The sequence below is a fragment of the Colwellia sp. 12G3 genome, assembly GCF_002836775.1.
Taxonomy (GTDB): domain Bacteria; phylum Pseudomonadota; class Gammaproteobacteria; order Enterobacterales; family Alteromonadaceae; genus Colwellia.
Window position 1 is genome coordinate 338,741 of record NZ_PJAQ01000068.1, and the last position, 21,746, is coordinate 360,486.

At 38.2% G+C, this 21,746-nt stretch carries 16 protein-coding genes; 3 read left to right on the top strand and 13 right to left on the bottom strand.

Annotated elements, in window-relative coordinates:
* The first annotated feature begins 198 nt into the window (after positions 1 to 198).
* Positions 199 to 2,427, top strand: coding sequence for a winged helix-turn-helix domain-containing protein (locus CXF71_RS19065; protein ID WP_101234515.1), 2,229 nt, complete (start codon positions 199 to 201; stop codon positions 2,425 to 2,427).
* Between the two features lie 172 nt (positions 2,428 to 2,599).
* Here the strand turns inward: CXF71_RS19065 and parC are convergent, their stop codons facing one another.
* From parC to CXF71_RS19125, 12 genes are all read right to left on the bottom strand, one after another.
* Positions 2,600 to 4,900, bottom strand: a complete 2,301-nt coding sequence (parC, locus tag CXF71_RS19070; protein ID WP_101234516.1) for a DNA topoisomerase IV subunit A — start codon at positions 4,898 to 4,900, stop codon at positions 2,600 to 2,602.
* Positions 4,901 to 5,110: 210 nt separating this feature from the next.
* Entirely contained in the window at positions 5,111 to 6,430 is a 1,320-nt protein-coding gene (locus CXF71_RS19075; RefSeq protein ID WP_232771547.1) for a GGDEF domain-containing protein, read from the bottom strand.
* Complete coding sequence (locus CXF71_RS19080) at positions 6,427 to 8,340, bottom strand: GGDEF domain-containing protein (protein WP_232771548.1); 1,914 nt, start codon at positions 8,338 to 8,340, stop codon at positions 6,427 to 6,429. The genes CXF71_RS19075 and CXF71_RS19080 overlap by 4 nt, the downstream gene beginning before the upstream one ends.
* 101 nt (positions 8,341 to 8,441) lie before the next feature.
* Positions 8,442 to 9,662 (bottom strand): organoarsenical effux MFS transporter ArsJ, encoded by a 1,221-nt coding sequence (gene arsJ, locus CXF71_RS19085; RefSeq protein WP_101234517.1) that lies wholly within the window; start codon positions 9,660 to 9,662, stop codon positions 8,442 to 8,444.
* Position 9,663: 1 nt separating this feature from the next.
* Complete coding sequence (locus CXF71_RS19090) at positions 9,664 to 10,749, bottom strand: ArsJ-associated glyceraldehyde-3-phosphate dehydrogenase (protein ID WP_101234518.1); 1,086 nt, start codon at positions 10,747 to 10,749, stop codon at positions 9,664 to 9,666.
* Positions 10,750 to 10,923: 174 nt separating this feature from the next.
* On the bottom strand, positions 10,924 to 12,165 hold the full coding sequence (locus tag CXF71_RS19095) for an HlyD family secretion protein (RefSeq protein WP_101234519.1): 1,242 nt from the start codon (positions 12,163 to 12,165) through the stop codon (positions 10,924 to 10,926).
* Positions 12,166 to 12,543: a hypothetical protein gene (locus CXF71_RS19100; protein WP_101234520.1), complete on the bottom strand. Its 378-nt coding sequence runs from the start codon at positions 12,541 to 12,543 to the stop codon at positions 12,166 to 12,168.
* Positions 12,544 to 12,622: 79 nt separating this feature from the next.
* The gene (gene parE / locus CXF71_RS19105) at positions 12,623 to 14,509 is read right to left on the bottom strand and encodes a DNA topoisomerase IV subunit B (RefSeq protein WP_101234521.1); all 1,887 of its coding nucleotides are present in this window, start codon (positions 14,507 to 14,509) and stop codon (positions 12,623 to 12,625) included.
* 88 nt (positions 14,510 to 14,597) lie between these two features.
* Positions 14,598 to 15,206 carry a YqiA/YcfP family alpha/beta fold hydrolase gene (locus CXF71_RS19110; protein WP_101234522.1) on the bottom strand — a complete coding sequence of 203 codons (609 nt, stop codon included), beginning with the start codon at positions 15,204 to 15,206 and terminating at the stop codon, positions 14,598 to 14,600.
* Positions 15,207 to 15,325: 119 nt separating this feature from the next.
* Entirely contained in the window at positions 15,326 to 16,138 is an 813-nt protein-coding gene (locus tag CXF71_RS19115; protein WP_101234523.1) for a metallophosphoesterase, read from the bottom strand.
* 33 nt (positions 16,139 to 16,171) lie between these two features.
* Complete coding sequence (locus tag CXF71_RS19120; RefSeq protein ID WP_101234524.1) at positions 16,172 to 16,666, bottom strand: DUF1249 domain-containing protein; 495 nt, start codon at positions 16,664 to 16,666, stop codon at positions 16,172 to 16,174.
* Positions 16,667 to 16,765: 99 nt separating this feature from the next.
* Positions 16,766 to 17,434 (bottom strand): NUDIX domain-containing protein, encoded by a 669-nt coding sequence (locus CXF71_RS19125; RefSeq protein WP_101234525.1) that lies wholly within the window; start codon positions 17,432 to 17,434, stop codon positions 16,766 to 16,768.
* 144 nt (positions 17,435 to 17,578) lie between these two features.
* Between CXF71_RS19125 and tolC the strand changes: the two genes are divergently transcribed.
* Positions 17,579 to 18,928 carry an outer membrane channel protein TolC gene (gene tolC, locus CXF71_RS19130; RefSeq protein WP_101234526.1) on the top strand — a complete coding sequence of 450 codons (1,350 nt, stop codon included), beginning with the start codon at positions 17,579 to 17,581 and terminating at the stop codon, positions 18,926 to 18,928.
* 501 nt (positions 18,929 to 19,429) lie between these two features.
* Here tolC and CXF71_RS19135 read toward each other — a convergent pair.
* Positions 19,430 to 20,524 carry a glycosyltransferase family 4 protein gene (locus CXF71_RS19135; protein WP_101234527.1) on the bottom strand — a complete coding sequence of 365 codons (1,095 nt, stop codon included), beginning with the start codon at positions 20,522 to 20,524 and terminating at the stop codon, positions 19,430 to 19,432.
* 147 nt (positions 20,525 to 20,671) lie between these two features.
* Here CXF71_RS19135 and lpxL point away from each other — a divergent pair, with 147 nt between their 5' ends.
* Complete coding sequence (gene lpxL, locus CXF71_RS19140; protein WP_101234528.1) at positions 20,672 to 21,610, top strand: LpxL/LpxP family Kdo(2)-lipid IV(A) lauroyl/palmitoleoyl acyltransferase; 939 nt, start codon at positions 20,672 to 20,674, stop codon at positions 21,608 to 21,610.
* Positions 21,611 to 21,746: the final 136 nt, after the last annotated feature.

Genomic DNA, 21,746 nt, shown 5'->3' on the forward strand with positions numbered 1-21,746 from the left:
CAAAAACATTTTAACGTCATTATGAGAGCTCTTTGAACAAAAAAACAAAAAGTCAGATAAAAAAGTTACTTAGCTTTAATAATTTTGTTAGCATGAATTTAACCTACGCAGAGGTTAAGAAGATAAGAAGCAGAACACATTTCGACAATTCACTCATTTCATAAAACATACCAAGCTGAGCAAAAAATAGTTCACATCATGCGCAATAAGTCATTCAAAATTAATCGTTATCAAGTAATCCCCTCAGAATTTAGCATTCAAATCGATGATGGCGAAAAACAATCATTACAGCCTAAATTTATCGAAGTACTGGTTTATTTAGCAAACAACCATGGTCGTGTTGTGCCAAGAAATGAACTCATTGATCACATTTGGGGACAAGACAGTTTTGTCGGTGAAAAAAGTTTAACCAATGCTATTTGGCATTTACGTAAAACGCTCATCTGCGTGGAAGGTGAAGAAGAAATAATAAAAACCATTCGCAAAGCTGGCTATCAATTAATGGCCGAACCAAAGTGGCGAATGTCGGTGACAGGTAAGGTAGTAAATCAGGAACTAGTAGAGAGCTCTATCAATTACTCCATAGATAGCTCCATTGAAAATTCAGTCGATACTGCACAATATCAAGAACAAGGCATTAATAAAAATAGTCAATCCGAAAATTCCTCAGAAAATAGCGCCAAGAGTACTAGAGTAAATAAAATAAACAGCACCTATGTGCTACTTACGTTAATCGCCTCCTTATTAGTATTACTTTTTATCCAGCAATTACCCGATGATGAAAGCCCAAAGATTACCGCGATTACTTCACACCCCGGCAGTGAGCTTTTTCCTGCCCCCTCACCCGATGGCCGTTTTTTGGTTTATAGCCAAGTATTAACAAATAAACCAACCAATTTATTTATGAAGGATACTCATCAAGTTGAGTTGCCGCCTAAGCAGTTAACGTTTGATAATGCTACCGAGGGACATAGTGTTTGGAGTAACGACGGTCAATATTTGTATTTTTCTCGTAAAAATAAAACAAACAATAGCTGCCACTACATCCAATTAAAAGTACTTAGCCAGCAAGAAAAAACGCTAGCGACTTGCCCTATGCAAGGAGGCTATTATTACCTAGATATATCCCCAGACGGTCAAACCCTTGCTGTATATAACAAAGGCGCACTAGCAAAAAGAACCGGTATTTATTTTATTGATTTAACGTCAAAAAACTTTGCTATGACGCGTTTTTCTTGTGATCGTGATTGTAAGTATAAAGATAGAGATATGGCCTTTTCTCCCGATGGTAAATATATAGCTGTTTCGAGGCGAGTGAATCGTTTAAGTGAAAATATTTATCTGATTAATCTAGAGACTAAAGAAACCGAACAACTTACTTTTGACGAAGAAGATATTGTCGGAATGTCTTGGTTTGGTGATAGCCAAAAGTTAGTCTTTGCAACACAACGCGCTGATAATCGCTTTGGTTATGTTATAAATATTGAAAGCAGAGTAAGCCAAGCATTAAACTTAACTGGTTTTAGTTATCCAAGTATTGCCAAGCAGTCACAACAACTGTATTACCAAGAAAGAAAAGAGAACTCTTCACTGGTGAGTTTACAGCTTAATGATGCCATAGCTAGTAGCCCTTTCCCGGTATTGCAATCAAGTTTCACTTATGAATCTCCTGATTATAGTGCTGCAACTGACTTAGTGGTATTTTCTTCTAATGAATCAGGTTTTGATGAGTTATGGTCCGCAAAATCCGATGGTAGTGCACGCAAACAGTTAACAAATTTAAAACAAACTATTCGTTATCCTAAATGGTCACATGATGGACAAAAGGTTGCCTTTTTAGCGCCACTATCTGAAGACAGGGGAGATGGAATATATATATACTCCATTGAAAACGAGAGAGTTACCTTACTGAAAAGCCCTTTTTTACAGCATAATCGTCCAAATTGGTCATTTAATGATAAGGCCATTATCTCTGCAATCTATGGCGACAAACATACCGATCTTTATAGTATTAATATCGCTGACGCCAGTACCAATCGTCTTACTTTTGATGGTGCCCGCCATGGCGTAATGATAGCTCCCGATATTTTGCTTTATACCAAACTTAAGAAAGGTTTGTGGCAAAAAAACATCAATAAGGTCGACGCTATAGAGAAGATAATTGATGGCAGCTTATTTAATACCTTATACGCATGGACCTATGAGAAAGGTCATGTTTTTTATCAAAAAACTTTTGATGACCACTATCAATTAATAGCCTATGATATCGAAAAAAATATCCAAACCCCGTTGGTTAAATTGCCGTTAAACTCCATATCGCAGAGTGATAGCATTACCTACCTCGCCACTAAAGATCGCTTACTTTATACCAGCAGTAGCTTTCCACAAGCCAATATTAAAATGATCCCAACCAGTAATTTGTTCTAATTATGCAAGTATTCAAGCGCTCAGTGATAAAGGGTCATCTGTAAAAGATAATACTAAGCAAATAAAAAGGCCAACAAATGTGAATCATGTGTTGGCCTTTTAGTGATATCGTTGCAGCTAGTTATGTTTTTGACACTAGAATACGACTTATCATTTATAAACTGTAATGGCTCTACTCACTCGTTTGAGTGACTTCATCATCACTTGTATTAACGTCTGTAGCACCTTCCAGTTCAATGGCTGTGACACGTTGTAAGCCTCTAGGTAGTTTATTACCACGACGACCTCGTTCACCTTTATAATGCTCGATATCAGCCGTTTTTAAGGTAAGTTTACGTTTACCTGCATGCAAGGTAATTGCTGCGCCTTCCGGAATGATACAAAGTAAACTAACAAACTCTTCCCGTGTTTTTGATCGTGCCGCAGGGATATTAATTATCTTATTACCTTTACCTTTACTGAGTACAGGTAAGTTTTTAACAGGAAAAACTAACATTCGTCCTTCACTGGTAATCGTAAGACAGTTATCACTTTCAATATTATTAATATATGTTGGCGCCATCACTTTAGCGGCTTCAGGCAAACTAATTAATGCCTTACCATTTTTATTGCGACTGACCATATCAGCAAAGCTGCTGACAAAACCATAACCCGCATCACTGACTAATAAGTACTTAGCATCGTCATCCGACATGATGCTATGTACAAAAGCTTTGCCTGGCGAAATATTGAAGCGCCCTGTTAATGGCTCTCCTTGAGATCGAGCCGTTGGAAGGGTATGAGCGTCAGTAGTAAATGCACGACCATCTGAGCCGATAAAGACGACAGGACGATTACTTCGCCCTTTTGAGGCACATAAGTAACTGTCACCCGCTTTATAACTTAAACTGGTAGGATCAATATCATGACCTTTAGCACAACGAGCCCAACCTTTTTCAGATACCACAACAGTTACCTGTTCACTTGGCACTAAATCTTTTTCGGTTAATGCTTTTGATTCGCTACGTTCAACTAATTGAGAACGACGATCATCACCATAGAGTTCTGCTGCTTCAAGAATCTCTTTTTTCATCAGCGTACTCATACGCGCTTTTGAATTAAGGATTTTTTCTAAGTACTCTTGCTCAATATGTAATTCATCTTGCTCTGCACGAATTTTAAATTCTTCAAGCTTGGCAAGTTGACGTAATTTAATCTCTAAAATCGAATGAGCTTGCGTGTCTGATAAGGAAAATCGAGACATCAACTCTGCTTTGGGGTTATCAAAGCTACGGATTATTTCAATGACTTCATCAATGTTTAAGTAAGCAACTAATAAACCATCAAGAATATGCAAGCGAGCCAATACTTTATCTAAACGATACTGCAAACGACGACGAACTGTTTCACGGCGATACTCAAGCCATTCAGATAAAATAACCAGTAAATTTTTAACCGCCGGACGATTATCTAAACCTATCATGTTGATATTAACGCGATAGCTTTTTTCTAAATCAGTACTGGCAAATAAGTGCTGCATTAACTGTTCAACATCAACGCGATTTGAACGTGGGATAATAACAAGGCGAACCGGGTTTTCGTGATCCGACTCATCACGAAGATCAACAACCATAGGCAGTTTTTTCGCTGTCATTTGACCAGCAATTTGCTCTAATATTTTGCCGCCAGATGCTTGATGAGGCAGTGAGGTAATGACAATATCACCTTGTTCAACATCATAAACAGCACGCATTCTGATGCTACCGCGCCCCGTTTGGTAAATTTTTTCAATTTCAGCTTTCGGGGTAATAATTTCAGCGTCTGTTGGATAATCAGGTCCTTTGACAAACTCGAGTAAATCACTGACTTCTGCTTTAGGATTTTCAATTAAGTGCACACAGGCATCAGCTACTTCACGTACATTGTGTGGAGGAATATCGGTTGCCATACCCACGGCAATACCGGTAATACCATTCAGCAAAATATGAGGTAAACGCGCAGGCAGTGTTTTAGGCTCTTGCATGGTGCCATCAAAGTTTGGCTGCCAATCAACAGTGCCTTGCCCTAATTCAGCGAGCAGGACTTCACTAAAGCGTGATAATCGAGACTCGGTATAACGCATTGCAGCAAACGATTTAGGATCATCAGGTGCACCCCAGTTTCCTTGACCATCGACTAAGGGATAACGATAAGAAAAGGGTTGCGCCATCAACACCATAGCTTCATAACAAGCACTATCGCCATGAGGATGAAATTTACCCAATACATCACCAACAGTACGTGCTGATTTTTTATATTTAGCCGTCGCAGATAAACCAAGCTCTGACATTGCATAAACGATACGTCTTTGTACGGGTTTTAAGCCATCACCAATATGTGGCAAAGCTCGATCCATAATTACGTACATGGAGTAGTTTAAATAAGCATCTTCAGTAAAACGCCTTAATGGGACTTGTTCTACTCCATCAAGGCTATATTCGAGCGCATCTGACATGAATTGGTTTTCCTGATATGGCGAGTCTAATTATTTGTATTTTTTAAGATTATGGCTTTGCTTATACCTTTAGCTAGGGTAGCCAATCATAACCTGATGGTAACGGCTATAGCTTATCTGATTATGTGCTTAGACAAAATAGGTAAAGTAACAAAAGGGTTAATAATACCCAGTCTATTAAGTAATTTCCCACCAGCGATAGCTAACAGCTTAGATGTCAGGCATTGATTGGACAAAATCGGTATTAGCCCGTCTTTCTTGTACAGCGGCAATATCCTGATAACAAACAACTGTATTTCGTCCTTGTTCTTTCGCTTGATACATAGCTAGGTCTGCACCATGCAATAAATCGTCAAAAGTCATTTGATTATCCTTCATAGTTGCAACACCAACACTAATCGTTACTTTACTTTGCAACATTATCGGTGAAAAGTCGTATTGTGCTATTTTGTCATTAATACGCATGGCAATAGCTTTCGCTTTATTACTGTCTGCAAAAGGCAATAATGCAACAAATTCCTCTCCGCCTAAACGAGAAAATATATCACGAGTGCGCATAGTTTCTTTAACTAACTGAGACACTGTCACTAATATTTGATCTCCAACCTGATGACCAAAATTGTCATTAATCTTTTTAAAGTGATCTAAGTCCAATAATAACACGGATAATTCGGCTGGTTGGGAGGCAAAACTGGTCACCATTTGCTCGCCTTTTTCAAACAAAGCACTTCGGTTGGCTAAGCCGGTTAAAGCGTCTGTTCGAGTCAGTCGAATAAGTTTATTACGTATTCTTAACTGTCTGAAAAAAAGCAAGACAAAGACAATTGCCGTACTAATAATCAGAGTGAAATTGTATTGCTGTACAGATTTTTCGTCCTGTACTTCAGCAACTCGGCGAATTTGCAATTCATTTTGACTTTCCATCAAAGCGTTATTGGCTTTTTTACCATTTACTTCAAACGATTGTTCTAAGGAAGCAATCATAGCCACGCGCTTATTTTCACGATAAATATAATACTTTTTCAAGTAGGACTTTTTCTCTAGATAAGCTAATTCATATTCACCTTGCCTAGCGTAGTGTTCTGCTAAGAGTAAATGCAGTTGTAAAAAATCAGGTTGCGCTAATTGTTGCTCGGATATTTGGTCCGATAATTTACCTGCTCGCTGCAAAAGAGCGATAACATCAGCACTATCAGCATCTTTTCCATTGGTATTTGCCTGTAACAACGCTTGCGCTATTAATAGTAAGTACTGCTCGGCGGCATTACGTGTTGCCTTCGACTCGGTCAATTGGGTCAGTACTATTTCAACTTGCTGATTATTGATGGTTGTTAGCTTTAATTGAGACATCAAAGCGAGTAAATTGGTATTGATGGGTAATATCTCCATTACGGGGATATTTAATACCTTATTACTCGTTTTTTTCTCTGTTACTGCGGGCACATTAGCAGGCTCGCTAGCCTGACAAGTCAATGTAAAAACCAATGGTAGAAGTAATATTCTCAACATACTTTGACTGAAAAACGTCACGGTCCGCATACCTTGTTTCTTCCTGTTATTTTCGCTTGATAAAGCTGTGCGTCGGCCCGTTTTATCAAGCTGATTAAATCCTTATCATCTTCTAAGGTCGCTACGCCAATACTAACAGTGACTTTTTCAAGGTTGTTAAACGGCCATTGGTATTCATTTATACTTAAGCGAATACGTTCCCCTATTGCCATTGCTGATTTTATGGTAGTTTTCGGTAAACAAATCATAAACTCTTCACCGCCATAACGTCCAAAGATATCACTTTTTCGCATCATATTAACGCCAAGGGAGGCTACTTGCGCTAAGACTTTATCGGCGACACTATGGCCAAAACTATCATTGATGTTTTTAAAATGATCGATATCTATCATCAATATACTTAAATGAACTTGCTGGGTTTTGGCAAACTTAAAAGCCTTATGAGACTTAACCATTAAACTACGCCTATTGGCCGCCCCAGTAAGAGTATCAATATTGGAAGCAACTTTAAGCTTGTGCTGACTTTGAATTAACTTCACCAGAACCCAAGCAAAACATAAAGCCACTAAAGCACTAATGATGAGGTAAGCACGTTGCTCTTTATTTTCTAAATTGGCTTGATGTAAACTGGCTTCATGCAATATTTTTTGGTTGTATAATATCTTACTTTGCTTATCTGCTTTTTCCGCTTCAAGTCTAAGACGAACTTGCGCAATAGATCGGTTATCTTCCTTTTCATATAACTTATCTGTTAAGGCTATCACTCTTGACTTTGTTTGATAAGCTTGTTGGAATTGCCCTTGTTTATAATAAACAGCCGCTTTAAGGTTGATAATACCGACATAAACCTCCTTTTTCACTTGAGGCATTTCTTGGTGATTAGCTAATATTTTTTCAATATGCTTTATGCTTATCAGTACTTCATCAAAGCGTTCTAATTCATACAAAATATTAGCTTCATCAATATAAAACTGTAACCGAAAATCGAGATTCTCTGTGAACTGTAAATACTGCTTAGCCATCAATAAATATTGATATGCCATATCAGGATTACTGTCTAATTTCGTTAGATGTGCCCAAGACAGACCTGAATAAACAGTAAACATATTATCACTTGGCGTATCTTTATTTGACTCTGCGATAATCGTTTCAAATACAGTTATCGCTTGCTCATAATCCTCATTATAAGTCTGGGCCATGGCAATATTAATTAAGCTGTTATGTGCAGCTAATAACATACCAGCCTTTTTAAAGTGTACATATGATTGCTGATAATAAGCCATTGACTGCTCATCTTGCATTAGATGAGAATAAATAATGCCCAATTCTGTATTAACAGTGCCTTTAAGCTCTTCATCATCGGTTTGCCCGGCAATGTTATAGGCATCATTGAGTAAAACTAAAGAACGCTTATAGTCATCCGTTAAATAGGCAATAGCCCCTAAATTAATAAGGCCTGAAGCAACCTGGACTTTATTATGCAATGATTCCGCAACTTCCAAACCCTTTTTATACTCTTTAGTCGCTTGACTAATATCACCCAAGCTCTCAAAAGCAAAACCTTTTAAATATAATATTTCACTAATTAATATACTTGGACTGGCTAGCCTTTTTGCTATGGAAAGGCCTTTGTTGGCCATTTTTTTGGCTGTACTGTATTTATTCTGCTCAATATATATCTCTGTAACTAGTTTGAAATATAATAAGTTTTGCTCAATGGTAAGGGCATCAAGCAAGTCTTCATAAACAGTTAACTGTTTGAGGGAGAGTACTAGGTCAGTTTTTTTAAGCTCTTTGACCTCTTCTGCCACGACATTAAATTTTTTCAGGTCGACACTTTGTTGTGCAACACTAAGCATCGGCAATAGTAGGCAAACAATAGTGATAAAAATTTGTATCGCTTGAACGTTTTTTTTAGCAAAGCACAACAAACAGAGATTCCTTAAATAAGCAGAGCAGCACTGGACGATAAATGTGATTTAAAGAGTATAAAACGAATTGCCCCGAGAGTTAAACCGTAATATTTACCTATTCATGCTATTTTTCGAACAAAATTACTGGCGAGTAAAGTGAATATGAAAGCAAAAGACATGCAGGCAAATAAACCTAACTGCTGATAGATTAGCCCTGAAAGTACAGTACCAAGCAACCTACCCATGGCATTGGCCATGTAATAAAAACCAACGTCCATCGATACTCCTTCATCTCTAGCAAGCGCGACAATGAGGTAACTATGCAGTGATGAATTCATCGCAAAAACAGCACCAAAGATAAAAAGCCCTATGATCAGTACTTCATTACTTTGCGGGAAAATATAGATAGCGATACATAAAATAGACGTTACCAGTGCCAGCAATACTGACCAATGTATTACTTGCTGATGTGAGCCTTTTTCTACTCCACCACTAAGAAGGGAGAGGATCTTTGGCGCATTAGCTTGAATAACACCATAAAAGATAATCCAACAAGCGAGAAAAGTACCAACAGCTTGATGCTGCCAATTTAACTGACTTGCCAAATAAACAGGTAAAGCTATGACAAACCAAACATCACGCCCTGCAAACAAGCATAATCGCGCTGCGGATAAATAATTCAGCGATGCATTCTTTGAAAATAACTGACTAAATTTGGCTTTATAACGGGTTTTCCCTATATCGCCACGCAACATAGGGAAAGTACTCAAAGCAACAATGGCTAACGCTACAGCCATTAAAAGTACTGACAATTGAAAGTCAAAAGTAGTGAGTAACAAACCACCGAGAAAAAAACCTACGCCTTTAAGCGTATTTTTTGAGCCAGTAAGTAAAGCCACCCAAGTGAATAGCTTGTTATCTGTTTCTTCACTATCGACTTTGGTTACCAGTAACTTAATGCTCGATTTAGCGCTCATTTTGTTCAGGTCTTTCGCAATGCCCGACAGTGCTTGAGCAAACATGACGTAAGCAACCGTTAAGTATTCACTCGGCAACGCTAACATCACCAAGGCCAACATCTGGATAATGATGCCAATTAGCATGGTTTTATTTAAACCAATGCGAGCACCGAGCCAACCACCAACCAGATTAGTGATGACACCAAACACCTCATAAAGAATGAATAATGTCGCTAACGCAAATGGGCTATAACCTAACTGGTAAAAATACAGCAACACCAACATACGTAATGCGCCATCGGTCAAGGTAAATGCCCAATAGTTAGCGGTGATGGCTATGTATTTTTTTACCGGCTGTGATAAAGAACTAAATGATCCCAAACTATGACTCGTTAAACTTAGCTTCTACGGTGTTGTCTTTGATAACACTGTTTTCAGTAATCGTACTTAAGCTATTTGCCATCAATTTCATCAGTTCCGCGGTGCGATTAGCATACCCCCACTCATTGTCATACCATAAATACATTTTCAATTGGCTACCATTAATGACCATAGTTGATAAAGCATCGACTATGCAGGATCTGGCATCAGTTTTATAATCAACCGAGACTAGGGGTCTCGTTTCATAGCCCAAAATTCCCTTTAGCTCACCTTCTGCAGCATCAGACATTAACTGGTTGATTTCTTCAATAGTGACATCTCGCTGCATTTCAAAAACACAATCAGTCAGAGAAGCATTTGCTAATGGTACTCGAACAGCATGACCATTTAATTTTCCTTTTAACTCAGGAAATATATCAGTAATCGCTTTAGCTGAGCCCGTAGTGGTAGGTATTAAAGACTGACCACAAGCTCGTGCACGACGTAAATCTTTATGCGGGGCATCTAATATGGTTTGGGTGTTAGTAATATCGTGGATAGTGGTCATGCTGCCATGTTTTATACCTACCGACTCTTGTAATACTTTTACTACTGGAGCCAAACAGTTAGTCGTACATGAAGCAGCCGTAACAATGCTATGCTCATCAACTTGATATAAGTGTTGATTAACACCCATAACAATATTAACCATATTACTATCCGAGCCATCGTTTGCTAATTTCATTGGCGCAGTTACCAATACCTTTTTAACACCTTGGGTAAAGTAAGCTTGTAGCTTTTCTTTATCACGCATTACGCCAGACGCTTCGATGACAAGGTCACATCCAGACCAATCTGTTTCAGCTATATCACTATTTTGGCTTACCGTTAAAGTACTGCCTTCAATGCGCATTAGCTTATTCTCAGCGGTCGCTTCATACTGCCAACGACCATGAATAGAGTCAAAGTTAAGTAAGTGCGCGAGGGTGGGTGCATCTCCGGCGGGGTCATTAATTTGAACAAACTTCACTTCAGGCCAATGCCATGCCGCGCGTAAAATTAATCTTCCCATACGGCCAAAGCCGTTAATGCCTACTTTTACTGTCATTTTTTAAACTCTTATTTTATCTATTTTGTAATGGTGATATTTCGATCGAACGAATACTATAAGACATAAAAAATCCTCTATAAAGAGGATTTTATAAACTAACTATATTACAAATTCATGACGGTTTCATGACAAGCATTGGATACTATATTATATCCCTTTAATACCTTGAAATTAATGTCCTGAAAAAACTAACACTTTAACCGGTAGTAACAACGCTTGCATGCGCAGGATAATTGCATGAACAACCCCTACAGCATCAACCATATGTAAATAAAGACTCTTTGTAGTACTAAGTGTTCCGCTGGCAATCAATTCATGGTGATAACTGTATGCATTAGCGAGACATTTTGTTCCAGGAATTACACCATCAAGACCGCCTTCATAAAGCGGTACTAACTTGACTGTTAGCGTACCAGGTCTTGCTCGCTCTTGTACATCTAATAAATTCTCAACCGTTCTCACTTGTCCTGTAGCAATAACACTTTGAATACTCGCCACTTTCATAGGGATGATAGTAAAAGGTTTAGACAAACAGGTTATTTCAGCAAAAGTGCCTACTTTAATAACATTGGCTGCTAATTGGCTAAAGCCCGCTTGAACAGCTTCTTTCCCTGAGGCTTGTCCAGAAGACGGTACTATCATACCGGCAGAGCGAATCATCGGGTTAACAAAATCACCCGCTTGTAAGGCAAATTGTTGTAATTCACCATCAATATGAGCATAGATGGTTCGTTTTTCTTCATCAATAATGGCTTGTTCTAATACTTCTATAGCACTGGCTTTTTGGGCTGGCAATACATTGTCAATTACGGCTTGTGCAGCATCTTGGTTGGCTAAGGATGCAGATAAGCCGGCTTTATTCATTGACACAGTATCAGCTAGCTTCTGTACTTCACTTTCACTGATAATATTATTACCTTTTAAAGATAATTCCTTTTTTCGGTCATATTCATTCTTAGAACGCATATAAGCACTATTAGCTTTTTCCATATTACTTGTTGCTACAGCTAATTGTGCATAAGCAGTAGAAAACTCTGCATCCACTTGATTGACTTGTGCTTGGGCTTGGTCAATTGCCGCCAATTGAGATTCATCATACATGCTAAAAATAGCAGTGCCGGCTTTTACTTTTTGATGATTTTTAACAAAGACATGCTCAACCCTGCCACTTTTCTCCGGCATGATAGATACCGTTCTAAACAAAGGCGATGCGTTTGTCGTTGATGGATGGTAATAAAAAATCAACGTGACTAATGAAATCGATAAAATAGCACAGGCGGATATGCCCCACCTCAGCTCATACCACATGGTAAAAAAGGTAATTTCTTTCCCCCAGATTTTACCCTGCCGATATTTTCGGAATAAATAATCCGGTAAAATGGTGATAAGTGAACAAAGTAATATCTCAAACATTTAAATGCTCTCCTTAACAATTTCTTCTTGTTCACTATTTTTCTGTATTGTGACTTGCTTACTTGCTGCTATGGTCTCTAAAGACTTGGCGATGGATTTTAAAGGTGCTAAGAAATCGGGTAATTCAACAACTGCTAAGATCAATGCGGCAACCCAAAAAAGATTGTTATGAGTAAATAAGGCCAAAATAGTTAATATTGTGATCAATTGAATTTGAGTATGATTTTTTCCGTGAGCTATATGCTCAGGTATAGCATGTAATTTAAAGTAGAAAACACCTGCCATTAAAACTATTACTACAAGAATAACAGCCATTACCACCATTAATGGATCACTATTAGCGCCAGCTAAATAGCCAGGAATATGCTCTGTACTCATTGTTACGTCCCCGTTTTTTATTTTATGAAAGTAAGCATAAATTGCTCTACCAATTACCCGTTAATATTAAGCAATCAAATTAAACAATCGCCATATCACCTTTACTTTGCAACCAAATTTTCCTATCTGGACTACGCTTCTTAGATAGCAGCATATCCATCAACTCCATCGTTTCACTGTGCTCATCAATCGTTAACTGCACTAATCGACGTGTATTCGGGTCCATCGTTGTTTCACGCAATTGTGGTGGATTCATTTCACCTAAGCCTTTAAAGCGTTGCACGTTTACCTTGCCACGTTTATTCTCTGCTTCAATTCTATCTAAAATACCGTCTTTTTCAGCTTCGTCTAATGCGTAGAACACTTCTTTACCGATATCAATACGATATAAAGGTGGCATAGCAACATAAACATGGCCAGCTTCTACTAGAGGTAAAAAGTGTTGCATAAATAACGCACATAACAAAGTTGCTATATGAAGGCCATCGGAATCGGCATCCGCTAAAATACAAATTTTTCCGTAACGTAACTCAGATAAATCATCACTATCAGGGTCAATGCCCAACGCGACAGATATGTCATGTACCTCTTGCGAAGCAAGAATTTGCCCTGAGTCGACTTCCCAAGTGTTTAGGATTTTACCTCGCAGCGGCATAATAGCTTGAAACTCTCGGTCTCTTGCTTGCTTAGCACTACCGCCAGCTGAGTCGCCTTCTACTAAGAACAGTTCGGTGCGGGCTAAATCTTGGCTACCACAATCGGTTAATTTACCCGGCAAGGCTGGTCCTTGGGTGATCTTCTTTCGAACTACTTTTTTACTAGCACGCATACGTTTTTGTGCGTTGTTAATACAAAAGTCTGCCAATAACTCAGCTTTATCTGTGTGTTCGTTTAGCCATAAACTAAAGGCATCTTTTACCACGCCAGAAACAAAAGCGGCACATTGACGTGATGATAAACGTTCTTTGGTTTGTCCGGCAAATTGTGGGTCTTGCATTTTTATAGATAAGATATAACTACACTTATCCCAAATATCATCAGGCGTTAGTTTGACGCCCCGAGGTAATATATTTCGAAATTCACAAAACTCTCGCATCGATTCAAGTAGCCCTTGGCGCATACCATTAACATGAGTACCACCTGCTACCGTTGGAATTAAGTTAACATAACTTTCGCCAATGTTTTCACCACCTTCAGGTAACCAGGTAACAGCCCAATCGGCCGCTTCAAGTTGTGAGGAGAAACTACCAACAAAGGGTTGTTCTGGTAATGAAACATAGCCTTTTACTGCTTCTTTTAAATAATCAACGAGGCCGTCGTCATAACACCACTCATATTTTTTATCTTCAATTTTATCATGGAATTTTAAGGTTAAGCCTGGGCATAATACCGCTTTAGCTTTAAGTAGATGCGTAAGGTGGCGTACCGAAAACTTAGCCGTATCAAAATAGCTAGCATCAGGCCAAAATTTAACACTAGTGCCAGTATTTCGTTTTCCTACCGTGCCAGTTTCTCGTAATTCTTCAACTTTATCGCCATTTTCAAACGCCATTTCATAGACTTTACTGTCTCGTCTAATACTGACATTAACACGTGTTGATAAAGCATTAACGACAGAAATACCAACACCATGTAAACCACCTGAAAACTGATAGCTTTTATTTGAAAATTTACCACCTGCGTGTAGCTTACAAAAGATAAGTTCAACCCCTGAAACGCCCTCTTCAGGGTGAATATCGATCGGCATACCACGCCCATCATCTATTATTTCAAGTGACTGATCTTTGTCTAAAATAACACTAATATTTTGTGCGTGACCGGCAAGAGCCTCATCCACCGAGTTATCAATGACCTCTTGACCTAAATGATTGGGTCGTGTGGTATCTGTATACATGCCTGGGCGGCGACGAACAGGTTCTAAGCCACTAAGTACTTCAATGGAATCGGAGTTGTATTGGTCAGTCATTTGAAACTCAATTTAATAGTGGTTAAAAGGTCTAAGTATTATTTTTAGTATTAGTGACAGCTTAAAAAAAAGGCTTCATTTGATACATCTAATCAAGTTGAAAATAGTCACTGATGGCAGGCAAGCAACGATCAAAGTTGATAAAGCTATGATCCCCCCCCTCTTGTACTATTAATCGACAATGTTGATATTTTTCCACAGCTTGTTGGTAATTTAACACTTCATCGCCCATTTGTACCATAACTAGGTAATTATTTTTTTCATTACCATCGATAGCCGGTGCCGTTTGCTCAAGTGCTTTCAACTGCTGTATATGATCTTCGGTTACTTGATATACTTCTTCTGTATAGGGATTAACTTGCTCGCCAATATAGTCGTGCAATAATTCATAAGGTCTTATCGCCGGGTTCACTAATACCGTTAAGCTGCTATATTTTGTCGATAAGTAACTCGCAAAATAACCACCTAATGAAGAGCCGATTAAATGCCATTGTGCATTTGAGCCATTTACTTTTGAGCGATGCTTTTCAATCAGTTGCTCTAATTGCGTAATCGCTTTCGCTGGCGTTGTTGCCAATTGAGGGCAGAAGAATCCAACATCAGGAAAGTTATTTGCTAGGTACCGACGAGTCTGTTCAGCTTTTAACGACAGTGGCGACGAGTTGAAACCATGAATATAGAGAATATTTTTTTTCATTAGTAAGCTTTTATAATTGTTAATGTAAGTTATTAATTTTAGCGATTAAATAGGAGCTCTATTTAGATAAGAATAACCGTAACAGGGTGTTTTTTTAACCTAACATTACGACTTATGCTTTATAAAGTAACAACGTCAGTGTTTAATTGACCATCTGCATGTAAATAAAAAATACGATATCCTGGCCCTTTGTCTAAAGCAGCAACCCCATCAACATTCGGATCAAATTGTATTGATGTGGCGGGACAAGTATATAAAACCACAGCTTCTTTAGCCTTGTTAACATTGGGATTTATCGGTTGACTTAATGGATAACTCAACTCCATAGCACTATGCACATGACCGCAAGCAATCGCTTTTATATTGTTATAGCTATCGATAGCTTGCCAAAAATCGACTTTATTTTGCAAACCGTGCTTATCAATGAAGTAGCCTACATCTATTGGATGATGATGCATCATAAGTAACTGATGTTTATCTTGCTTGATAGCACTTTGCAAAGTTACTAGTGCCTGTTCACTGACGAAACCTGCAGGGGTTTCACTTTTGCTATCGACGAGGTGAATTTGCCAGCGGGGTAAGTCAATTTCTTTATCAGCGTGAAACGGCGCCTCTGAAAAATACTTAGCCAGTAGTTCAGGCTCATCATGATTACCTGCTAAATAATAAATAGGTACGGCAATATCACACTGATGTACACAATCAACAAAGTTTTGGTAAGACTGCTCGGTATGATCTTGTGTTAAGTCACCAGTAAAAACGACATAGTCTATTTGAGCGTTGTTACAAACACTCAATAGAACTTTTTTAAGATTTTCGAGCACATTATGCCCATGGTGTAAGCCATCTGCAGATGAAAATAAATGACTATCCGTTATTTGCGCTAAAACGATAGGTTTTGTGCTTACAGAGCAAGGTTCACTCATGTTCATAAATTAACACTTCATAAATTAACACTTCATAAATTAACACTGCAACTCAACGTTCACTTGTCCTAAACGTAAACATAAATGAAGCCATTCATTGAGAAACTGATTAGTTTGTTGCTTTTCATCTTGTTGGTGCATTTGACTATTAGGATAATCGTAGCGTGGTTTGACTTGTCTGATATCTTGGGTAGACAATACTTCAGCCACTCGAGCATCATGGTAAAGACGGATAGTCATACGTGGATGTAAAGCACTGGCAACAATACCTGGAACGTTTTTAAGCGCATGATTTAAGCTTTCTTGCTCAAAGCTAATAACAGAAGTATAACGAGTTACTTCCTTTATCGTTACATTATAAGCGAGGAAATCGCTGATAAAAAAATGACGAGTTGCTCCGAGCGATGTTTTACTCGCTAACACTTTCAGTAATAGCATGTAGTTGTTAGCACACAAGGTCATCAAACTAACTAAGTTAGGTTGATAGTTTTGTCTAGTGCCGTTAACCAATGCTCTGTTAGGAAAAAAACTCATGGCTGCCTCTTAACCGTCATTTTAGAACCGATACCATCAGACCTAATACCTTTGAAGCTAATACATTTAAAGTAACTGCGTTTTAATTCGCTACAGTTACTAGCACGACTCTGTTGTAGTCGGATATTTAATGGATAGTGATTGATAGTTCATTGCCAACCATTGTAACCCGATAATAGTGGCCGCGTTAGTAATTTTACCTTTTGCTAATAACTCTAGGGCATCAGGACGACTGACAAGATGTAACAAAATATCTTCATTTTCTTCAGGTAAACCATAAACCGTACCCGTTTTAACTTTATTACTATCGAAATGTGCCAAATACAGATGAATACGCTCACTCATGCCACCAGGGCTAGAGAGGTATTGCATTATAGGTACTAAATCATTGCTGCAAAGCGTTAAATCAGCTTCCTCTTTTGCTTCTCGTATAGCTACCTCTATAGCGCTTTCATTCGCATCAAACATCCCGGCAATAAATTCTAATAACCAAGGACTGTCATCTCCCCTTAAAGCGCCGGGCCGAAATTGCTCTATCAATAATACCTTATCTAGCTTTGCATCATAGGGAACAACGACTACAGCATCACCGCGCTCAAATATTTCTCGCGTGAATAGCAGGCTTTGCTCTCCCGAAAAAAGCTTATGCTGTAGCGTGTATTCATTCATCTTAAAAAAGCCCTGATACTTAGTTACAACTGAGTGCACAGATACTTGCTCGTTATTGAACTTCATCATAGCTAGCGGCTTATTTTTATTACTTTCCATCTGTATCTCTTTTTAAAAAAATAATTTGTTACACTAGTAAACAGTTATTTTATTTGGTTAATTTAAAAATCCATGTAGGATACCCTACCAGTGAATATCAATAAATAAAGCACAAGAGTAATACACCCAAGGAATTCCTTACTCATGAATAAAACATTAAGCACACTAATTATAGCGATAACTGCTGCTATTAGCAGTACAAATGCCCAAGCTGATGATTTACTAACCGTATATCAACAAGCTTTATTAAACGACCCTGTGGTACTTAAAGCGCAGGCGCAATTTATGATAGTAAAAGAAGATATCGTACAAGCCCGCTCTGCCCTACTACCACAAATTTCAGCTAATGGTGGTTATTCGATTGGTGAACAAGAATTTGTCGGTAATGATAATACGACTGTTAACACTCAAGAGTCTGACGCCTTAACTTATGGCGCTAATTTGAATATGCAGCTTTATCATCACGATAGCTGGTTACGTTTAGGTAATGCAGAAAAGTCAGCCCATCAAAGTGATTTAACTTACCAAGTAGCTAAACAAGATTTAATTACGCGTGTTGCTAAAGCTTACTTTGATTTACTCAGCACTAAGGATGACTTAGTTTTTGCTACTGCAGAAAAAGATGCCATTGCGCGACAGCTTGAGCAAACTAAACAACGTTTCTCCGTTGGTTTAACTGCTATTACTGACGTTTATGAAGCACAAGCGCAATTTGATAGTGCCGTTACTGAGGAAATACGTGCAGAGAATGCTATTTTCCAAGCCGAGGAAGAGCTACGTGTAATCACTAACTCTTATCCTAGAAATGTTAGTGTACTGAACACTGATCGCTTTAGTACCAGCACTCCTATGCCAAATAGTGCTGATGAATGGCAAGTGACAGCAGAAGCCAAGAACTTGGATTTAATTACTGCTAAAGTAGGTATTGATATCGCGCAAGATAATATCAATATTGCCCGTTCGGGACATTATCCAACACTAGACTTTGCTGCCAACTATAATGGTAAAGATGAAGATAAAACCATCAATAGTGGACCAACGGCAGATCTACCGGGTATGAATGGTTACTCTATAGGTTTACAACTAAGTGTTCCTATTTACTCAGGTGGTGCAATTCAAAGTTCAGTGCGTAAAGCACAAAACAGCTTTGTACTTGCCAGCCAAGACTTATCTTTAACACATCGCGGTGTGGTTCGTACTACACGTAATGCTTATAATACGGTTATTGCCGCTATTTCAGCCATCAAAGCGTTTGAGCAATCAGTATTAAGTGCGAAAAAAGCACTAGAAGCAACTGAAGCAGGTTTTGAAGTAGGTACGCGTACTATTGTTGATGTATTAGATAGCACGCAGAATTTATATAACGCTAAACGTAATTTATCTACAACACGTTATGCTTATATTCAAAACGTTTTATTATTAAAACGCGCTGCAGGTACTATTACTGATGAAGACATAAGTGCTATCAATTCAGGTTTAATAGCAGCTAACTAGTCTGTTTTATAACTAACGGATTGAAACATTAAAAAGCCCGAAGCAATATTATTGCTTCGGGATTTTTTGTTGGTATTTCACCTGTTTTGACTAATGTTATACCATTTGTATTAATTTAGTGATCAAAATTCAATGAGGATAAATTTTCAAGTTCAAGGCGCGTGATTGAGCAATAGCGAGCTATTGGGATTGAGCGCAACGCAGAAATTGTAGATTAGGACCATTTGAAGATGGGCAATTAATTAGTACAATTGGTATTAGTAAATCAATTTTGTGTGATTGATAGCATACGCTGTTTATATACCAGCAAGTAATTAAGGCAATGAACATCTGATTATTTATCTAACACAGACGGTAGGTCGCATTAATATTGAAGACTGAATTCAAAGCGATGAATAAATAAGGGTCATATTTTTTTGAGCGGTTTAGCTGATGCAATAACCTATATTTAATATCGATGAGTTAAGTATTTAGTAAGCTTAGATTAGCCTAAGCTTAAAATTAGACTAGGCTTTTAATGAAAGTGGTAAGCTCTGTTGCTTCTCGTTCAGCAGAGTAATGTTCTTCAACACGTTGGCGTCCGGCCAGTCCCATTTGAGCAAGTTTTGTTTCATCACCTAATAACAATGCCATTTTATCTTTTACTGCCGTTAAATCATTGACGGGTACGACGTAACCATCAACACCTTGGCGAATAACTTCAGGCCATGCGCCTGCCTCGCTAGCAAGCACTGCTGCACCGCTACTCATGGCTTCAAGAATAGTTAAGCCAAAACCTTCTTTTTCACTTAAGGCAACGACCAGAGACAAACTACTAAAGATCTTTGGTATATCAGAGAAATCCTGTTCTCCTACAAATATTATACGTTCAGACAAACCAGCCTGAACAATACTGTCGTGTAATTCTTGGCTGAATTTTTTATGTTTAGGCGCTACGCCACCAACAATCACAGCGGTATAATCAGGGTAGTCATTTAATAAGTCAATGCAGCTTTGTACGAATAGGTGAACACCTTTTTGTTTTCTCACTCGTCCAAGAATAGCAATACCGTATTTACCCTTTGGCTGACTTGGTGCTAATAAATCAAGCGATTGCCAAGCGTGTTGCTTATCTTTACTCGATATATAATCGCTTGTATTAACGCCATGATAAATGATGGTACTTGGTGGGTGTTCTAAATAGCTAGCGGAAGCTTTGCACATGGCAATAACTGCGTCCATACGCCTTGTCAGCCAACAGGTAAACTTAGCACGTTTACGTTGAGCTGCAGAACTGAAAAGCAATTTTATTTTGGCTCTAAAAAGATACTTTAAGACCACACCTTGAATCATTTCATCTACACGACGGGCATGAAAAACACGAAACTTACCATTTGATAAAGGCTTTTGACACATTTTGACCACTTGCCAAAAGCTAATCGCTAAACTAGTATCGGTTAAATTATTTTTCCCCATGACCCGTAACGGAATCATGTCCTTTTGGTAAGATACTACTTGCAACATTGTTGAAGTAATACCTGAAAAATTCCGTTTTGAATTTCCAATGATAAGCTCAATTTCTCTATTGCTTATCTCTGGGTTAACCATCGCATCCATCAAAAATCTCAAATACCAATTACTAATATATTAGTCGCTATTCTACTGTAAATTACCTCTCAAGTGCTAAATAACTTCATTGCCCAAAACAAAGTAACTTGCGTATAATCAAGCATAATCAAAATAAAGATCAGAAGAGAAAAAACATTGAGCAAAAATAATGTATTACAGACTAGCTTTAAGTTATCTTTTTTATTACCCAAATACTGGCTCACATGGCTAGGTGTTTTTATTCTTTATAGTGTTTCCTGGCTCCCTTTCAAGCTACAGCTTGCTATGGGGCGTACTTTTGGACGATTAATATTTAAACTTGCTTCAAAGCGAAAACATGTTGCATTGACCAACTTACGCTTATGTTTTCCTGAGAAAAGTGAGTCCGAACTTCAAAGTATACTAAAGAAAAATTTTGAAAATACTGGCATCGCTCTCTTTGAAACGGGTATGGGTTGGTGGTGGCCAAACTGGCGAGTGGCGAGAAAAGTAAAGGTAACCGGGGCACACTATATTACCGATGCACAAGCACAGGGCAACGGAGTACTTGTTTTAGCTATGCACAACTTGAGCCTGGAGATGTGCGCCCGTGGCGCAGGACTAGATAATCCATTAGTGGTTTTTTATCGACCCCATAATAATCACTTAATGGAATTTTTCCAGCACAGAGGTCGATCTCGCTCTAACAAATATATGTTAGGAAAACGTGATGTTAAAGGTTTATTACGTGCTCTGCATAATAAAGATGCTTGCGCGTATTTACCCGATCAAGACTACGGTCGAAATAAAAGTTTATTCTTACCTTTTTTTGCGGTAAAACAAACAGCCACCACCACCGGCACCCTTATTTTCGCTCGTCAGAAAAACACCAAAACAGTCATGATGATTCCACGTAGAAATGCCGATGATAGTGGTTATACTGTGGAAGTTTCGCCACCACTAAATAATTTCCCGACAGATAATGACGAGCAAGATTTAATCAGAATAAACCAAGCATTAGAAAAAGCGATTCTAGTACAACCAGAACAATATATGTGGTTACACAGACGTTTTAAGACAAGGCCTAATCCAGAAGATGCCTCATTATATAAATAATTTAAAGTTATAGCTTCAAATCAGCAATGGCTTTATTGATTTTATAATAACGGTATTCCGTTCGTACTCAATAAATTGTATAAATTTGTATAAATATTATTCTTTGCGTAAAGTAAGCTAACTTCCACTATAATTA

Coding starts and splice junctions, on each gene's coding strand:
- parE (WP_101234521.1), bottom strand. CDS start 14,509: ATGACTGACCAATACAACTCCGATTCCATTGAAGTACTTAGTGGCTTA.
- CXF71_RS19135 (WP_101234527.1), bottom strand. CDS start 20,524: ATGGATGCGATGGTTAACCCAGAGATAAGCAATAGAGAAATTGAGCTT.
- CXF71_RS19095 (WP_101234519.1), bottom strand. CDS start 12,165: ATGTTTGAGATATTACTTTGTTCACTTATCACCATTTTACCGGATTAT.
- CXF71_RS19090 (WP_101234518.1), bottom strand. CDS start 10,749: ATGACAGTAAAAGTAGGCATTAACGGCTTTGGCCGTATGGGAAGATTA.
- tolC (WP_101234526.1), top strand. CDS start 17,579: ATGAATAAAACATTAAGCACACTAATTATAGCGATAACTGCTGCTATT.
- CXF71_RS19100 (WP_101234520.1), bottom strand. CDS start 12,543: ATGAGTACAGAGCATATTCCTGGCTATTTAGCTGGCGCTAATAGTGAT.
- CXF71_RS19120 (WP_101234524.1), bottom strand. CDS start 16,666: ATGAGTTTTTTTCCTAACAGAGCATTGGTTAACGGCACTAGACAAAAC.
- CXF71_RS19125 (WP_101234525.1), bottom strand. CDS start 17,434: ATGGAAAGTAATAAAAATAAGCCGCTAGCTATGATGAAGTTCAATAAC.
- CXF71_RS19115 (WP_101234523.1), bottom strand. CDS start 16,138: ATGAACATGAGTGAACCTTGCTCTGTAAGCACAAAACCTATCGTTTTA.
- CXF71_RS19065 (WP_101234515.1), top strand. CDS start 199: ATGCGCAATAAGTCATTCAAAATTAATCGTTATCAAGTAATCCCCTCA.
- parC (WP_101234516.1), bottom strand. CDS start 4,900: ATGTCAGATGCGCTCGAATATAGCCTTGATGGAGTAGAACAAGTCCCA.
- CXF71_RS19110 (WP_101234522.1), bottom strand. CDS start 15,206: ATGAAAAAAAATATTCTCTATATTCATGGTTTCAACTCGTCGCCACTG.